The organism is Blastococcus brunescens, from assembly GCF_035320885.1.
GTDB lineage: Bacteria > Actinomycetota > Actinomycetes > Mycobacteriales > Geodermatophilaceae > Blastococcus_B > Blastococcus_B brunescens.
In genome coordinates this window covers 2,149,589-2,164,472 of record NZ_CP141261.1, presented here as the reverse complement: position 1 = coordinate 2,164,472, position 14,884 = coordinate 2,149,589, and the positions used below count along the sequence as shown (strand labels likewise).

The window sequence follows — 14,884 nt, the reverse complement described above, 5'->3', positions numbered from 1 at the left end:
CGTTCCCGGCCCGCTCGGCGTCGGTGCGCCGCTCCGGTCAGGGAAACCGTAGTTCCCTGAGCTGCCGGCGCGAGGTGATGCCCAGCTTGCGGAAGATGTTGCGCAGGTGGGCCTCGATCGTGCGCGGGCTGAGGAACAGCTGCTCGCCCACCTCCCGGGAGGTGGCCCCGGTGGCCACCAGCCGCGCGATGTGCAGCTCCTGGGCGGTCAGCGCATCGGTCGGCTGGGTGGTTCGGCTGCGCGGGTGCTCGCCGGTGGCGCGCAGCTCGCGGCCGGCGCGGGCGGCGAATGCCTCCGCGCCCATGTCCGTCAGCATGTCGTGGGCGGTGCGGAGCTGGTTCCGGGCGTCCTGACGGCGGCCCTCCCGGCGCAACCACTCGCCGTACACGAGGTGGGTGCGGGCGAGGTGGGCCGTCATCCGGGAGTTCGTGAGCTCGTCGACCGCCTCGCGGTAGCCGTCCTCGGCGGTCGAACCGGTGCTGGTCAGGGCACGTGAGCGGGCCGCCAGCCCGCGGGCCCACGGGGTGCCGGTGGCGCGGGCCCGCGAGTCGAGCTCCTCCAGCGCGGCAGCCGCCTGCTCCGGGTGACCGTCACGGACGCACGCCTCGACCAGCTCCGGCAGACCGGCGCTGCTGAGCGACAGCTCCTGGGACTCGCACGTCCGGGCCGCAGCCTCCCGCGCGGCCGAATAGTTGCCCAGCCCGTTGTGGAGCACGGCCATCGCGTACTGGGCCAGGACGACCTCCGTGCCCCCGTCGGGGTAGGCGACGTCCCGGGTGGTGCTGGCGTCGAGAGCCGTGGTCCCGGCGTGGTCGCCGCGCCAGGCACCCAGGATGAGGTGCGCGTGCCGGAGCTGCACGCCGCCGGTGGCCCGCGTGATCGTCGTCGCCTCGGCGGCGAGCTCTCCTGCGCGGGCGAGCTCGCCCATCAGGACCGAGGTGATGGACAAGAAGCTCAGCGCGGCGGGGAGCGTCGCCAGCGCACCGGCCTCACGAGCCAGCTGGACGTTGCGGGTGGCCAGGGTGTGGAGCAGCTCGTCGTCGAGGATTGCCACCGCGTTGCGGCCGGCCAGCCACAGCCAGTGGTCGCTCCGGCGGTTCTGCTCGGCGTCTGTGAGCGGGCTGTCGCGAAAAGCCTCCAGGGCGCGCCGCAGCCCGGGCGCTCCCGCGGCGTATCCACTCGTCACGGTCGTCGCGAGGCCATCGAGGAGCAGATCGACGGGTCGTGCCGGTACCTCGGACGGGGAGCGGCCAGGGCCGCTTCGGCGATCTGCACGGCGTCGCCCCGCCGTTGATGACAGCCGCATCCAGCGCGTGCAGGTAGGTCTCGCGGGACAGTGCAGCGTTCAGCGGGGAGAGCATCCTGGCTGCGTCCAGCAGCATCCCCGGCACGGTGCTGTCGCGGGTCAGGTGAAACGCGATCTGGGCGCGCAGCAGTTCGAGGCGGGCCCGTTGCAGCGCGTCCAGCGGTCCGGCCGCTGCGACCGCCAGGAGGTCCAGGGCGACGACGGACGCGCCGGCCTCGTGCTTGGCGTGGGCGGCTTCCAGCGCCCGTCTCGCACGGCTGGCCGGCCCGGGGTCAGCTCGGCCGCGTGTTGCAGGTACGCGCCCGCGGCGGCCAAGCCGCCGCGGGCCTGTGCTCGGCCGGCCGACCGCTCCAGCGCTGCGGCAGCTTCCTCGTCGACTCCGAATACCGCCTGCGCGCGGTGCCAGGCACGGCGATCGGGGTCGACCTCCGGATCGGTCGCCTCGGCCAGCGCACCGTGGGCGCGGCGACGATCCGGTGCCGTGGCCGCCTGATACACCGCCGAGCGCACCAACGGATGCCGAAACCGCACTCGGGCATCGATCTCCAGCAGCCCGGCAACTTCGGCCGGCGCAGCCGCCTCGCGAGCGATGCCCAGGTGTTCGGCCGCGCGCCACAGCAGCTGCGCCTCACCGGTCGGCTCGGCCGCGGCAGCCAGCAGCAGCAGCTGCGTCGGGGCCGGCAGGCTTGCCGAACGGTGCTGAAAGCTGTCCTCGATGCGGCGAGGGACGTCCGGCCCATCGGGCAGCTCGAATCCGCCGGCCAGGTGTGCCGGTTGTGCGGTGCGGGGCAGCTCCAGCAGTGCCAGCGGGTTGCCGCGTGCCTCGGCCACGATCCGGGCACGAACGACGTCATCCAGTGGTACTCGGGACGCGGCAGTCAGCAGCGCCCACGCGTCGGTCTCACCGAGCCGATCCAGACGTAGCTCTGGTATCCCGGAGAACGGAAGGGCCTCGCCTTCATCCGAGTCGCGCACCGCGAACACCAGCGCCAGGCGTTCGGCTCCCACCCGCCGAGCCACGAATGCCAAGACCTGCGCCGACGCATCGTCCAGCCACTGTGCGTCGTCGACGAGGCACAGCAACGGACCGTCCTCGGCGACCTCGGCCAGCAGGTTGAGCACAGCCAGCCCGACCAGGAAGCGATCCGGCGCGGATCCGCCGCGCATACCGAACGCCACGCCGAGGGCTGCCTGCTGCGGTTCGGGTAGCGCACCGGCCCGGTCCAGCAGCGACGCGCACAGCTGGTGCACGCCCGACAAGGCGAACTGCGTCTCCGACTCCGCCCCGACCGAGTGCTCCACCCGGAATCCTGACCTGGACGCGGCGCTGCGGGCGTACTCCAGCACCGCGCTCTTCCCGATGCCGGCTTCTCCGCGCACCACGAGCGCTCCGCTGTGCCCGGCGCGCGCCCCGGCGAGCAGCTGTTCGACGGCCTCGCGCGCTGTGCGCCGGCCCAGGAGGTCCGCCAGCTCCACTCCCGTCCGAGTCCCGCTGTGTTGGCGGTCCACAGATTAGGCCTGTCGGCGCGCGACGGGCGTTTTCCGGGCCGGTGATCGTCCGTAGGTGGCTTTCACCGATGCGAAGGCGCCTCCGCCCCGGCGAGCCTGAGGACACGTCGACGACCGGACCTCATCCCGCCCGCAAGGGTCGCCAACCAAGGAGTCGGACCATGGGCTACATCGCCGTCGGGCACGAGAACAGCGCCCCAGTCGAGCTGTACTACGAGGACCATGGTGCCGGCCAGCCCGTCGTCCTCATCCACGGCTATCCGCTGGACGGCCACAGCTGGGAACGTCAGACGCGCGCGCTGCTGGCCGACGGGTACCGCGTCATCACCTACGACCGTCGCGGCTTCGGGCAGTCGTCGAAGGTGGGCTCCGGCTACGACTACGACACGTTCGCTGCCGACCTGGACACGGTCCTGCGAACTCTCGACCTGCGTGACGTCGTCCTCGTGGGGTTCTCGATGGGCACGGGCGAGCTGGCCCGCTACGTCTCGCGGTACGGCTCCGACCGGGTCGCGAAGCTCGCCTTCCTCGCCTCGCTCGAGCCCTTCCTCGTGGCCCGTGACGACAACCCCGAGGGCGTGCCGCAGAAGGTCTTCGACGGCATCGAGGCCGCGGCCAAGGGCGACCGCTACGCCTGGTTCACCCAGTTCTTCGCCGACTTCTACGACCTCGACGAGAACCTCGGCAGCCGGATCAGCCAGGACGCGGTCACCGCCAGCTGGAACGTCGCCGTCGCCAGCGCTCCCGTGGCTGCCCACGCCGTCGTCGCCTCGTGGATCGAGGACTTCCGGGCCGACGTCGAGGCGGTCCGGGACAGTGGTGTACCGGCCATGATCCTGCACGGCACCGCCGACAACATTCTCCCGATCGACGCCACGGCCCGACGCTTCCGCCAGGTCCTCCCCGAAGCGGAGTACGTCGAGATCGAGGGCGCACCGCACGGGCTGCTCTGGACCCACGCCGCCGAGGTCAACGCCGCCCTGCACGCCTTCCTCGAGCTCCGATGAGGACCATCGAGCACGCCGTCGACATCCCGGCGTCCCCGGCCACGGTCTGGCAGGTCCTGACCGAGACCGACCGGTACGGCGAGTGGAACCCGTTCATGACCGAGTTGTCCGGGCGGCTGGCCGTCGGCGAGCGGTTGACGGTGACCATCCGCCCCGGCGAGCGGTCGATGACCTTCCGGCCCACCGTGCTCGCGATCGAGGACGGCGCGTTCGTCCGCTGGCAGGGCCGGCTCCTGATGCCGGGCATCTTCGACGGCGAGCACGAACTGCGCCTGGAGGCGACCCCGGAGGGCAGTACCCGCTTCGTCCAGCGGGAGGTGTTCACCGGGCTGTTCGTCCCGGTGCTGCGCCGGGCCCTCGACGACACCGAGGCGGGGTTCGCCGCGATGAACGCCGCGCTCCGGGACCGGGCCATCTCCCGGTCGGCCGGACGAGTCCAGCCATGACCCGGGGGCGGATCACCCGCCCCGGCGACACGAGGAGTTCACGTCATGAGGAGTGCATCACTGGGCGGCCTCGAGGTCTCCCGGGTCGGCCTCGGCATCATGGGGATGTCCGCCTTCTACACCGGGGCGGGCCGTTCGGAGGCGGAGTTCGTCCGGACCATCCACCGCGCCCTGGACCTGGGGATCACGCACATCGACACGGCCGAGGTCTACGGGCCCTTCACCAACGAGGAGTTGTTGGGACGGGCGCTGAAGGGACGGCGGGAGCACGCCGTGGTGGCCACCAAGTTCGGAATGGTCTCCTACACCGGCCGCCCGGGGTTCGACAGCAGCCCGGCGAACGTGCGGCTCGCGGTGGAGGGCTCCCTGCGGAGACTCGGGACCGACCACCTCGACCTCTACTACCAGCACCGGGTGGATCCCGGCACCCCGGTGGAGGAGACGGTGGGTGCCCTGGCCGAGCTCGTGGCCGAGGGCAAGGTGCGGCACATCGGTCTGTCGGAGGCCGGACCCGCCACGATCCGACGCGCGCACGCCATGCACCCGATCGCCGCGGTCCAGAGCGAGTACTCGCTCTGGACCCGCGACCCCGAGGCCGCGGTGCTGGAGCTGCTGCGCGAGCTGGGGATCGGGCTGGTGCCCTACGCGCCGCTCGGCCATGGCTTCCTGACCGGTGGCATCCGGTCGCTGGAGGGCCTCGACGCGGACGACTGGCGCCGGACCAACCCCAGGTTCAGCGGCGGGAACCTCGAGCGCAACCTCCGCATCGTCGACGAGGTGCGAGCCGTCACCGCAGAGGTGGGCGCGACGCCGGCCCAGGTCGCCCTCGCCTGGCTGCTCGCGCGCGGCGGGGACATCGCCCCCATCCCGGGGACCACGCGGGTCTCGCGGGTGGAGGAGAACGCGGGCTCGGACGACGTCGCCCTGACCACGGAACAGCTGGCCCGCCTCGAGGCACTCACCCCCGCAGCCGGGGACCGCCACGACGCGGGCGGCATGGCGGCCATCGACCGCTGACGGGCTCGCGTCGGGACTCAGGGATCACGACGGCGGACGTCGCCGCGCAGCCACTTCTCCCACCACCCGGCACGAGCACCACGCAGGTCCAGCGCGCAGGAGGAGACATCCATGTCCCGAGTACTCATCACCGGCGCGGGGACGGACATGGGCCGGCTCACGGTCCGCACGCTCACCGCCCGAGGCGGCAGCGTCTTCGCGACGATGCGCGACCTGTCCCTCGCATCGCGGCGTCTGTCGAAACACCGCGGGGGTGGCCAGGGCCATGAGGATCTTTCATCATCGGCATCACCGGCGGCGTCGGCTCCCGGCTCGCCCGATCGCTGCAGCACCTCGGTGACACCGTGTCGGGCCTGGCCCGTCGCGCCGCAGCGCGCGAGGAACTGTGGGAGGCCGGCATCGACGCCCGGCCGGGCGACCTGACCACCCTCACCTCCGCGCAGCTCGCCCAGGTCACCGGCGACGTGGACGCGGTCGCCTTCACGGCCGGAGCGGGCGGCACCGGCGACACCGCGACGATCGACCGCGACGGCGTCGGAAAGGCGATAGAGGCCGCCCGCCTCAACGGGATCGACCGCCGCGGCCTCGTCTCGGTGTTCCCCGCGGCGTGGCGCGAACGGAACCCCGGCGCCGGCCTCGACCACTACATCGCCATGAAGAAGGACGCGGACGTCGCCCTCACGCAGAGCGGACTCGACTGGATCATCCTGCGGCCCGCCGTCCTGCTCGACGGACCCGGGCGCGGCGCCGTCGCACTCGGCCCCGCGCAGATCCACGGGGACATCACCCGCCAGGACGTCGCCGACACCGGTCGAGGTCGGCGCGGTGGTCAGCCCAGGCCGCGGCCTCCGTGTGCGTGCACCGGGCATGCGCCCACCGCAGCCTCGTGCGGGCGTCGTCCAACGTCGCACGAACCGGCCGCGCCATCTCGGGGTGGCGGTCGCAGAGCCGGTCCGTCGCCGTCTGGACCTGCTGGTCGATCGCCGTCGCCTGTTCTTCCGCTGCGACGCCGAGCGGCTGGGTGTCGATCATCCACCGAAACCAGGGGCGAAAGGGAGGGTGGTCCTCCCGCGCGCCGATGAACAGCGGATGACACCCGCCCAGCATGGGCGCACGCCGCGGGAGTCGGAGCCGAGTCCGGGACGTTCCGGGGTCCGGGCTTCGCCCAGCTAGGGACGGTCGAGAAGCGGGACTCAAGGCATCGGCGGACGTACCGACATCAGAAGCAGGAGAACCTCCACGGGCTCAAGGCCGTGGAGGTTCAGCTCGGTGTCCGAGGGGCGACACGCTGCATACGCACACGCCTGCTTGAGTCGGCCCCGGGCTGACGCAGCCCCCGTCGGGGCGGAGGACGGAGAGCGCGACCCCTTCTGCGAAACGGTAGGGATTGGTGAAAACCAGGCCACCGATGACCCGGCGGAGTCGGGAGACGGAGGGCCTCGAACAGCTCGAGCCGAGCGGCCATCGCATGCCCTCGTGCTGTGCGCCGTGGCGGCGGCGAGCGCTCGGTCGGGCGTGGACACGGCGAGCTGCTCGGCGGGACTGGTAGCGGCACGGGTGCGCGTCCCGAGGACGTCGAGCAGTGCCGCGTCGATCCTGGGAGGCCGGACCTCGAGCAGGTGCGAGACGTCATCCTGGGCGAGCAGAGAGACGCGCCAGGTCTCCACTCCCGTGTTGTAGAGAGCGGCGCGCCATGCTGCGGTGGCCGCGAGCTGCACCGGGTGCAGAACAGACCGGACCAGCCGCCCTGCGGTGCAGGGACCGCAGCGCTGCGGTCAGCAGCACCGTGCTCGCCGTGATCAGCGCATGGCCCGGCACCCACAGCGGGTCGGCCGTGATCTGCGCGATCTACTCGGCGGGCGTCGAGTCGACCTTGACAGCGTCGGGGTGGAGGGGCCGCCGACGAGCACGAGCAGGCCGGATGCGGCCAGTCGCGGGCGGAAGAGACGTTCACAGCGGATCCTCGCGTCGGGCGTGACCGACCCTGGCCGCCACTGCTTGCAACAGGCTTGCCATCCGCTTGCCGCGGCCCCCGGCCCGCCCGGACGGACCGACTGACGTCGCCCGGTGTTCAGGCGCCCGGCTCGACGAGCCCCGCCTCGTAGGCGAACACCACCACCTGGGCGCGGTCGCGCAGGCCGAGCTTGGTGAGCACGCTCGACACGTGCGACTTCACCGTCGCCGCGCCGATGTACAGCTCGTGCGCGATCTCGGCGTTGCTCCGCCCCTCGCGACGGCGGTGACGACGTCGCGCTCGCGGGCGGTCAGGCTCTCCAGCCGTCCGGCGAGCGCGGTGTCGGGCGCGCGCTGCGCCGCGAACCGCCCGATCAGCCGCCGGGTGATCGACGGCGCCAGCAGCGCGCCGCCGTCGGCCACCGTGCGGACGGCGACGACCAGCTGCTCGGGCGGCAGGTCCTTGAGGACGAAGCCGCTCGCGCCCGCGCGCAGCGCCCGGTAGACGTACTCGTCCGGCTCGAACGTCGTGAGGATGAGCACCCGCACCGCGTCGCCGAGCTCGGCGACGATGCGCGCCGTGGCCTCCAGGCCGTCCATCTCCGGCATGCGGATGTCCATCAGCACGACGTCGGGCCGGTGCCGGCGGGTGAGGTCGACCGCCTCGACGCCGGTGCCGGCCTCCGCGACGACCTCGATGTCCGGCTGGTGGTTCAGCACCATCGCGAACCCACCACGCACGAGCGCCTGGTCGTCGACGACGGCCACCCGGATCGTCATGCCGCCCCGCCGTCGAGCGGCAGGCGCGCCCGCGCGGCGAACCCGCCGTCCGGACGCGGGCCGACGTCGAGGGAGCCGCCGAGCAGCTGCGCGCGCTCGCGCATGCCGACGATGCCGTGCCCGGCGCCGGGAAGCGACGTGGCTCCGCTGCCGTCGTCGCGCACCTCGACGACGAGATCCCGTCCTTCAGTCGTGAGCCGGACGCCGGTGCGCGCGCGGGGACCCGCGTGCTTCACCACGTTCGTCAGGCACTCCTGCACGATGCGGTACGCCGACAGCTCCACCCGCGCGGGCAGCCCGCGGGTGACGCCGTCGATGTCCAGGTCGACGTCCAGGCCCGCCTCGTGCATCCGCGCCACCAGCGAGGGGAGATCGGCCAGACCCGGTTGCGGCTCGGTGTCCCCCGATCCGGCCGAGGGACGCAGCACGCCGAGCAGGTGACGCAGCTCGTCCAGCGCCTGCCGGCCGGCCTCCTCGACCGCGCCCATGGCGCGCGCCGCCGCCACCGGGTCGTCCGCCGCGACGGTCTTGGCCGCCCCGGCCTGGACGGTCATCAGGCTCACCCGGTGCGCGACGACGTCGTGCAGTTCGCGCGCGATGCGGGACCGCTCCTCGGCCACGATGCGACGCTCCCGTTCCCTCAGCTCACGCTCCTGCAGCACGGCGCGCTCGGCGCGCAGCCGCAGACGGCGGCCGACGTACCAGACGGCGAAGAACACGACGACGCCGAACGCGACCCCGCTCCACGGGACGTCGCCGGTGACCCCGTCGAGCACGAGCACGACGAGCGCGACGTCCACCCCGACGTGTCCCCACCGCTCGACCGACCCGTAGCGCCCGAGGGCGTAGAGGGCGAAGAGCGCATGGCCGCCGAGGTCGGCGTGGCCGGTGCCGAGGGTCAGCGCCCACGCGGCGAGGACGACGGCGAGGACGACGACAGGTGCGTGGCGGCGCCAGTACAGCGCGCCGCTGCCGACGGCGAACAGCAGCACGACCCAGAGCGGGACGTCGCCGAGGTCGCGCAGCACCCACGAGTCGTCCGGCCCGGTCGTGAAGAGCAGCGTGAGCACGAACAGCACTGCGGCCAGGGCGGCGTCGGCCGCGCGCGGCCAGCGCGTGAACGGGCCGGGTCGCATGCGCTGAACGTAGGCGCGCCCGGCGCTGCTGTCGCCGGTCCGGAGTCGGACACCCGTCTCCTCCTCCAGGGGAGACGGCGCCGCCCCGAGCCCGTCCCGCGCCGGGCGACAGCACCGGGGCTCGACGCCGAGAGTCCGAGGTGCCCGTCACCCACGACTCCCTGGAGCAACCGTGAACAGCTGGATCCGGCGCCTCGGCACCGCGAGCGCTCGTCGCCCGAAGCGGACGATCGGCGCCTGGGCACTGCTAGCCGCGCTCGTCGTCGTGCTCTCGAGCGCGCTAGGCGGCGCCTATCTCGACGACCTCACCGTGCGTGGCAGCGACAGCGCCGCCGCCACCGAGCTGCTCGAGCAGGGCTTCCCCGAGGCGGCCGTCGGCTCCGCCGTCGCGGTGTTCGCGGCGCCCGAGGGCGAGCTCCTCACCGCCTACCGGGACGACGTCGAGGCGACGCTCGTCCAGCTGCGCGCGGTGGAGCGCGTCACCGCGGTGACCGAGCCCTTCGCGAGCGGCGCCGTGTCGCCCGACGGGCGGGTCGGCTTCGCCGACATCGTCATGGACGCGCCGTCCGGAGAGCTCGGGCCGGAGCCGGCCGAGGCGCTCGCCGCGGCCCTCGCCCCGGCGCGCGACGCCGGGCTCACCGCTGAGGTCGGCGGTGAGGCGGTGTTCCTCAACACCGAGCCCGAGCCGTCGGGCGCCGAGGCGGTCGGCGTCCTCGTCGCGCTGGTCGTCCTCGTCGTCGCGTTCGGCACGGTGGTGGCCGCGCTCGTGCCGATCGCGCTGGCGCTGGTCGCGGTGGCCGCCGGGCTCAGCGGCATCACCTTGCTCGCCGGCGCGATGGACGTCTCCACCTCCGGGCCCGTGATCGCCGCGATGGTCGGGCTCGGCGTGGGCATCGACTACGCGCTGTTCCTCGTGTCCCGCTACCGCGAGAACCGGATCGCGGGCCGGGACAACGCGACGGCCCTGTCGGCCGCGATGGGCACCTCCGGCACCGCGGTGTTCTTCGCCGGCGTCACCGTGGTGCTCGCCATGGCAGCCCTCGTGCTCACCGGCATGGGCGTGCTCGCGTCGATCGGCCTCGCGACGTCGCTCGTCGTGCTGTTCGCCGTGGCGACGGCGCTCACCCTGCTTCCCGCGCTGCTGTCGCTGCTCGGCGACCGCATCGACGCCGGTCGGATGGTCGGACGGCGGCGTCCCGCGCGTCCCGCCGAGGCGACCGTCTGGTGGCGGCTGTCCCACCGCATCTCCGCGCGGCCCGGGCGGTACGTGGTCGTGGCGGCGATGCTGCTCCTGACGCTGGCCGCGCCCGCGCTGTCGATGGAGACCGGCTTCCCCGACGCCGGCGACGCGCCGGTGGGCGCCACGCACCGGCAGGCGCACGACCTGCTCGCCGAGGGTTTCGGGCCCGGCATGAACGCGCCGCTGCTCGTCGTCGCCGACCTCTCGGGCTCCGGCCTGGGCGTGGACGACGTCTCGCTGCTCGCCGAGCGCATCGGGGCCGACCCCGGCATCGGCTCGGTCGCCGAGGCGAGGCTCTCGACGGACGGCGACACCGCCGTGCTGAGGGCGCTGCCGACCACCGCGCCGGCCGACCCGGCCACAGCGCAGACGCTGGAGCGGATCCGGTCCGGCGCGCCCGACGGCGTGCACGTGACCGGCCAGGCCGCCCTGGCGATCGACCTGGACACCTCGCTCAGCTCGACCCTGCCCCTGCTCCTGGGGTCGGTCCTGGCCGCGTCGTTCCTGCTGCTGGTCGTGGTGTTCCGGTCCATCACGGTCGCCCTCAAGGCCGTCGTCATGAACCTGCTGTCGATCGGCGCGGCCTACGGCGTCGTCGTCGCGGTCTTCCAGTGGGGCTGGCTCGGCGGGCTGATCGGGCTCGAGAGCACATACGTCATCGCCTCGCCGCTGCCGGCCATCCTCTTCGCCGTGCTGTTCGGCCTGTCGATGGACTACGAGGTCTTCCTGGTCTCGCGTATCCGAGAGGCGTACGACGCCACCGGGGACAACGTCGAGGCGGTCGCGCGAGGGCTGGCGTCCAGCGCCCGCGTCATCACCTGCGGAGCGCTCATCATGACGGCGGTGTTCCTGTCGTTCGTCGCGACCCCGGACCCGTTCGTCAAGATGATCGGCCTGGGGCTCGCCGTCGCCATCGCGCTCGACGCGACGCTGGTGCGCATGGTGCTCGTGCCGGCGACGATGGCGCTGCTGGGCAACGCGAACTGGTGGCTGCCAGGGTGGCTCGACCGGCTGCTCCCCATGGCGCGGGTGGAGGGGAGGTCGAGGCCGCTCCCGCGACCCCGCGAGGGTGCCGGTGCCGATCGGCTGAGCCGGCTGACATCGTGCGGGGCCACGTCAGGCGGGGGCCCGCCGCGACGTGGTCCCGCGCGATGTCAAACGATCATGTCCTCCTGCCCCCGCCGGCCGACCTCGAGCAGCGTCGCCCACACGTCCACGCCGTAGCGCTCCGACGCCGCCTCGGCGTGCCGCAGGAAGCTCGAGTGCACGCCGGTGTAGCCGAGGGTCAGCGTCTCGTGGGCGTACCAGCAGGCCGGTGTTGAGGTAGAGCTCACCGAGTTCGGCCGCCGAGGGCGCGGCCCCGCCGAACGGCCAGCCGCCGACCGGGGTGCCCGCGGAGGTCGGGCGCGAGCCGGCTGACGGCGCAGTGGCTGTGGGACCAGGGGATGTGGCGGCAGCGGGCGGGGGACCAGGGAGACCCCGGGCTGGGCGGCGCGCTTGCGGGCCAGCGGCGCGGCGGAGGCGGTGCGACGGGGCATTGCCGCACCCGTCCGAGGGTGGGCGTCGGCGGCGATCATCACCGGTGAGCCCGAACCGACGGCGGCGGCCAGCGCTGCGCGGGCGTCCATCGCGCGTCGGGATGCCGCTGGTGATGTCGCAGCTGGGGAGGCGCCGCAGGGATGTCGGCGGCTGCGACTTGCGGCCAGTGCGTCACCGGCCTGTGCGAAGGGGACAGGTCTCACATCTGAGTGTCCGAGGGGGACTTGAACCCCACGCCCGATAAAGGGCACTAGCACCTCAAGCTAGCGCGTCTGCCATTCCGCCACCCGGACGAGTGCCTGACCAGACTACCGGAGGCCCTTCGCTCGCCGAAGCACCCCCGGCGCTCAGGTCGCGGCGACCGACACGCGCCCGCGGCCGGCGCGCTTGGCGGCGTAGAGCGCGTTGTCCGCCGCGGTGTAGAGGCCCCGCCGGTCGTCCGAGTGCTGAGGGACGTGCGCCACGCCGACGCTGATCGACAGGGCCAGCAGGGTGCCGTCGGGCAGCGTCATCGGCGTCGACCGAACCGCCTCGAGCAAATCCTGTGCCCGGTGCGCCGCCGTCCTCCGCTCGCAGCCGGGCATGAGGACGGCGAGCTCGTCACCGCCGAGCCGGGAGAGGACGGCGTCCTCCGCCCGGACCCGGCCCCGCAGCACGGACGCCAGGTGCACGAGCACGTCGTCGCCCACCGGGTGGCCGTGGGTGTCGTTGATGGATTTGAACGAGTCGACGTCGATCAGCACGAGCGCAGTCCCGCCCGGGACGGAGCGGCTCATCGCCGTCTCGAGCGCGCCGTCGAAGGCCCGGCGGGTGGCCAGCCCCGTCAGGGAGTCGACCGTCAGCTGCTCCTGCAGCGCATCGACCAGCCGCTGCTGGGTCGTGTCGGCGCGGACCAGCATCACGGCCATGACGACCAGCACCGCGCCGAAGAACACGAAGTCGGTCATCGCCGCGTCGAAGGGCAGGATGAGCAGCAGCGCGATGCCGTTGGCGACCACGGCCGTGGAGGTCACGAGGACGACCGCGCCCCGTTCGAGGTGGGACGCGGCCCACAGCACGGGGAAGGCGAGGAACGCCTGCGAGGCGGCCGACGGGTCGTCGGTCAGCACGTTGAGGCCGCAGATGAGCAGCACGCCACCCAGGGCGATCATCGTGAAGACGCCCATGCGGTCGAGCCGCTCGGCGGACATCGCCGCGACTGCGGCAGCGATCACGACGACCAGGCCGACGGCCGACCAGGCGGCCACCTTCGCCCAGGCGCTGTAGGGCAGGGGCTGGAAGGTGTTGAAGGCGGTCAGCACCAGCGCGGCGACCATCAGGATCAGCACACCGCTCCGGGCAGCCGTCTCCGGCTCCCGCGAACGCATGCTCACCCCGATCCTCACCTGAGCAGCATCGGTCCGCCGGAGCCCACGGACGAGGGGTCCTCACCCCTGCGGGGGTCACCTCTTGCGGTCCGATGCGACGGCGTCGTCCGAAACGGCGCGGCCGGCGGACGAACCCTCCGCTGTGGCGTGGCCGGTCCGGCCCTACGCTCGCCGGATGGACAGCACCGCGCCGGTCAGGGCAGAGGACGAGGTCGCCGAACTGCTGTCCGACCTCATCCGGATCGACACCACGAACACCGGTGACTCGAGCACGAGCGCGGGGAGCGGACGGCGGCCGAGTGGGTCGCCTGCAAGCTCGCCGACGTCGGCATCGAATCGGAGATCCACGAGTCCGAGCCGGGCCGGGCCAGCCTCGTCGCCCGCATCCCGGGTGCCGACCGCAGCCGGCCCGCGCTCCTCGTGCACGGGCACCTCGACGTCGTCCCCGCCGATCCGGCCGAGTGGAGCATCCACCCGTTCTCCGGCGAGGAGCGCGACGGCTACGTCTGGGGCCGCGGCGCGGTCGACATGAAGGACATGGACGCGATGGTCCTGGCGCTGGTCCGCGACTGGGCCCGCACCGGCGTCCAGCCCCGCGCGACATCGTGCTGGCTTTCCTCGCCGACGAGGAGGCCGGCGGCAAGCTCGGGGCCCGGTGGATGGTCGACCAGCACCCCGACCTGTTCGAGGGCTGCACCGAGGCGATCAGCGAGGTCGGCGGCTTCAGCATCACCGTCCGCGACGACCTGCGCCTCTACCTGGTGCAGACCGCCGAGAAGGGGCTGGCGTGGATGCGGCTCACCGCTTCCGGCAAGCCCGGCCACGGCTCCTTCGTGCACGACGACAACGCCGTCACCCGGCTCTGCCAGGCGGTAGCGCGGTTGGGGTCGGCGCGGCTGCCCACGGTGCTCACCCCGCCGATGCGGCAATTCATCGCCGCCGTCGAGGACGCCTACGGCATCGAGATCGACCCCGACGAGCCGGAGGCGGCCCTGGCCCGCCTGGGCAGCATCAGCCGCATGATCGGCGCGGCCCTGCGCAACACCGCGAACCCGACGATGGTCGACGCCGGCTACAAGGCCAACGTCATCCCCGGGACGGCGTCGGCGACCGTCGACGGCCGCTTCCTCTACGGCCAGCAGGAGGAATTCGAGCGGCAGCTCGCCGGGCTCATCGGCGAAGGCATCCAGCGCGACTGGATCGTCCACGACCAGGCCGTGGAGACGACGTTCGACGGCCCGCTGGTCGACCAGATGGTCGCCGCGCTCAAGGCCGAGGACGACGGCGCGCGGCCGGTGCCGTTCACCATGAGCGGCGGCACCGACGCCAAGAGCTTCCAGACCCTCGGCATGCGCTGCTTCGGGTTCTCACCGCTGCGGCTGCCCCCGGACCTCGACTTCGCCTCGCTCTTCCACGGCATCGACGAGCGGGTTCCCGTCGAGTCGCTGAAGTTCGGCATCCGGGTGCTGGACCGGTTCCTGCGCTCTGCATGATGGAGGGGTGACCGAGCTTGTGAGGTCGCCCGGAGACACAGCACCCATCGGCACGCGACCGACGAGCGTCAGCGAGGATGGGCGCGTGACG

Annotated in this window: 14 protein-coding genes, 1 tRNA gene and 1 pseudogene; 6 read left to right on the top strand and 10 right to left on the bottom strand. The window is 72.9% G+C overall.

All coding sequences use genetic code 11. The annotated features are described in order from the left end of the window. Nucleotides 1–37: 37 nt before the first annotated feature. Together U6N30_RS14395 and U6N30_RS14390 are read right to left on the bottom strand one after the other, a co-directional pair. Entirely contained in the window at nucleotides 38–1,186 is a 1,149-nt protein-coding gene (locus tag U6N30_RS14395) for a LuxR C-terminal-related transcriptional regulator (RefSeq protein ID WP_324277802.1), read from the bottom strand. A 219-nt stretch (nucleotides 1,187–1,405) separates the two neighbouring features. Then, the gene (locus U6N30_RS14390) at nucleotides 1,406–2,782 is read right to left on the bottom strand and encodes an AAA family ATPase (RefSeq protein ID WP_324277801.1); all 1,377 of its coding nucleotides are present in this window, start codon (nucleotides 2,780–2,782) and stop codon (nucleotides 1,406–1,408) included. A gap of 194 nt (nucleotides 2,783–2,976) precedes the next feature. Here U6N30_RS14390 and U6N30_RS14385 point away from each other — a divergent pair, with 194 nt between their 5' ends. Genes U6N30_RS14385 through U6N30_RS14375 form a run of 3 tightly spaced genes read left to right on the top strand, consistent with a single transcriptional unit; the run spans nucleotide 2,977 to nucleotide 5,285 of the window. After that, nucleotides 2,977–3,822, top strand: coding sequence for an alpha/beta fold hydrolase (locus U6N30_RS14385; RefSeq protein WP_324277800.1), 846 nt, complete (start codon nucleotides 2,977–2,979; stop codon nucleotides 3,820–3,822). Then, nucleotides 3,819–4,268: an SRPBCC domain-containing protein gene (locus tag U6N30_RS14380; RefSeq protein ID WP_324277799.1), complete on the top strand. Its 450-nt coding sequence runs from the start codon at nucleotides 3,819–3,821 to the stop codon at nucleotides 4,266–4,268. The genes U6N30_RS14385 and U6N30_RS14380 overlap by 4 nt, the downstream gene beginning before the upstream one ends. Nucleotides 4,269–4,313: 45 nt before the next feature. Continuing rightward, the gene (locus tag U6N30_RS14375) at nucleotides 4,314–5,285 is read left to right on the top strand and encodes an aldo/keto reductase (RefSeq protein ID WP_324277798.1); all 972 of its coding nucleotides are present in this window, start codon (nucleotides 4,314–4,316) and stop codon (nucleotides 5,283–5,285) included. A gap of 17 nt (nucleotides 5,286–5,302) precedes the next feature. On the opposite strand, the gene U6N30_RS14370 is transcribed toward U6N30_RS14375, so the two are convergent. Then, complete coding sequence (locus tag U6N30_RS14370; RefSeq protein ID WP_324277797.1) at nucleotides 5,303–5,461, bottom strand: hypothetical protein; 159 nt, start codon at nucleotides 5,459–5,461, stop codon at nucleotides 5,303–5,305. Nucleotides 5,462–5,563: 102 nt separating this feature from the next. Here U6N30_RS14370 and U6N30_RS14365 point away from each other — a divergent pair, with 102 nt between their 5' ends. After that, nucleotides 5,564–6,367 (top strand): NAD(P)H-binding protein, encoded by an 804-nt coding sequence (locus tag U6N30_RS14365; RefSeq protein ID WP_324278309.1) that lies wholly within the window; start codon nucleotides 5,564–5,566, stop codon nucleotides 6,365–6,367. Between the two features lie 989 nt (nucleotides 6,368–7,356). On the opposite strand, the gene U6N30_RS35435 is transcribed toward U6N30_RS14365, so the two are convergent. Genes U6N30_RS35435 through U6N30_RS14355 form a run of 3 tightly spaced genes read right to left on the bottom strand, consistent with a single transcriptional unit; the run spans nucleotide 7,357 to nucleotide 9,154 of the window. After that, on the bottom strand, nucleotides 7,357–7,461 hold the full coding sequence (locus U6N30_RS35435; RefSeq protein WP_479690606.1) for a hypothetical protein: 105 nt from the start codon (nucleotides 7,459–7,461) through the stop codon (nucleotides 7,357–7,359). After that, the gene (locus U6N30_RS14360) at nucleotides 7,458–8,018 is read right to left on the bottom strand and encodes a response regulator (protein WP_479690605.1); all 561 of its coding nucleotides are present in this window, start codon (nucleotides 8,016–8,018) and stop codon (nucleotides 7,458–7,460) included. The genes U6N30_RS35435 and U6N30_RS14360 overlap by 4 nt, the downstream gene beginning before the upstream one ends. Further along, the gene (locus U6N30_RS14355; RefSeq protein ID WP_324277796.1) at nucleotides 8,015–9,154 is read right to left on the bottom strand and encodes a sensor histidine kinase; all 1,140 of its coding nucleotides are present in this window, start codon (nucleotides 9,152–9,154) and stop codon (nucleotides 8,015–8,017) included. The genes U6N30_RS14360 and U6N30_RS14355 overlap by 4 nt, the downstream gene beginning before the upstream one ends. A gap of 172 nt (nucleotides 9,155–9,326) precedes the next feature. On the opposite strand from U6N30_RS14355, the gene U6N30_RS14350 reads away from it, so the two are divergent. After that, on the top strand, nucleotides 9,327–11,618 hold the full coding sequence (locus U6N30_RS14350) for an MMPL family transporter (RefSeq protein ID WP_324277795.1): 2,292 nt from the start codon (nucleotides 9,327–9,329) through the stop codon (nucleotides 11,616–11,618). Here the strand turns inward: U6N30_RS14350 and U6N30_RS14345 are convergent. The 4 genes from U6N30_RS14345 to U6N30_RS14330 form a co-directional block, all read right to left on the bottom strand. Continuing rightward, the gene (locus U6N30_RS14345) at nucleotides 11,549–12,022 is read right to left on the bottom strand and encodes a hypothetical protein (RefSeq protein WP_324277794.1); all 474 of its coding nucleotides are present in this window, start codon (nucleotides 12,020–12,022) and stop codon (nucleotides 11,549–11,551) included. The two genes, U6N30_RS14350 and U6N30_RS14345, sit on opposite strands and share 70 nt — an antisense overlap. 121 nt (nucleotides 12,023–12,143) lie before the next feature. Continuing rightward, a tRNA-Leu gene (locus U6N30_RS14340) sits at nucleotides 12,144–12,226 on the bottom strand. 54 nt (nucleotides 12,227–12,280) lie between these two features. Beyond that, nucleotides 12,281–13,300, bottom strand: coding sequence for a GGDEF domain-containing protein (locus U6N30_RS14335; RefSeq protein WP_324278308.1), 1,020 nt, complete (start codon nucleotides 13,298–13,300; stop codon nucleotides 12,281–12,283). 162 nt (nucleotides 13,301–13,462) lie between these two features. Continuing rightward, nucleotides 13,463–13,774 (bottom strand): hypothetical protein, encoded by a 312-nt coding sequence (locus tag U6N30_RS14330; protein ID WP_324278686.1) that lies wholly within the window; start codon nucleotides 13,772–13,774, stop codon nucleotides 13,463–13,465. On the opposite strand from U6N30_RS14330, the pseudogene U6N30_RS14320 reads away from it, so the two are divergent. Beyond that, nucleotides 13,721–14,793, top strand: a pseudogene (locus U6N30_RS14320) (M20/M25/M40 family metallo-hydrolase). The gene U6N30_RS14330 and the pseudogene U6N30_RS14320 sit on opposite strands and share 54 nt — an antisense overlap. The last annotated feature ends 91 nt before the right edge of the window (nucleotides 14,794–14,884 follow it).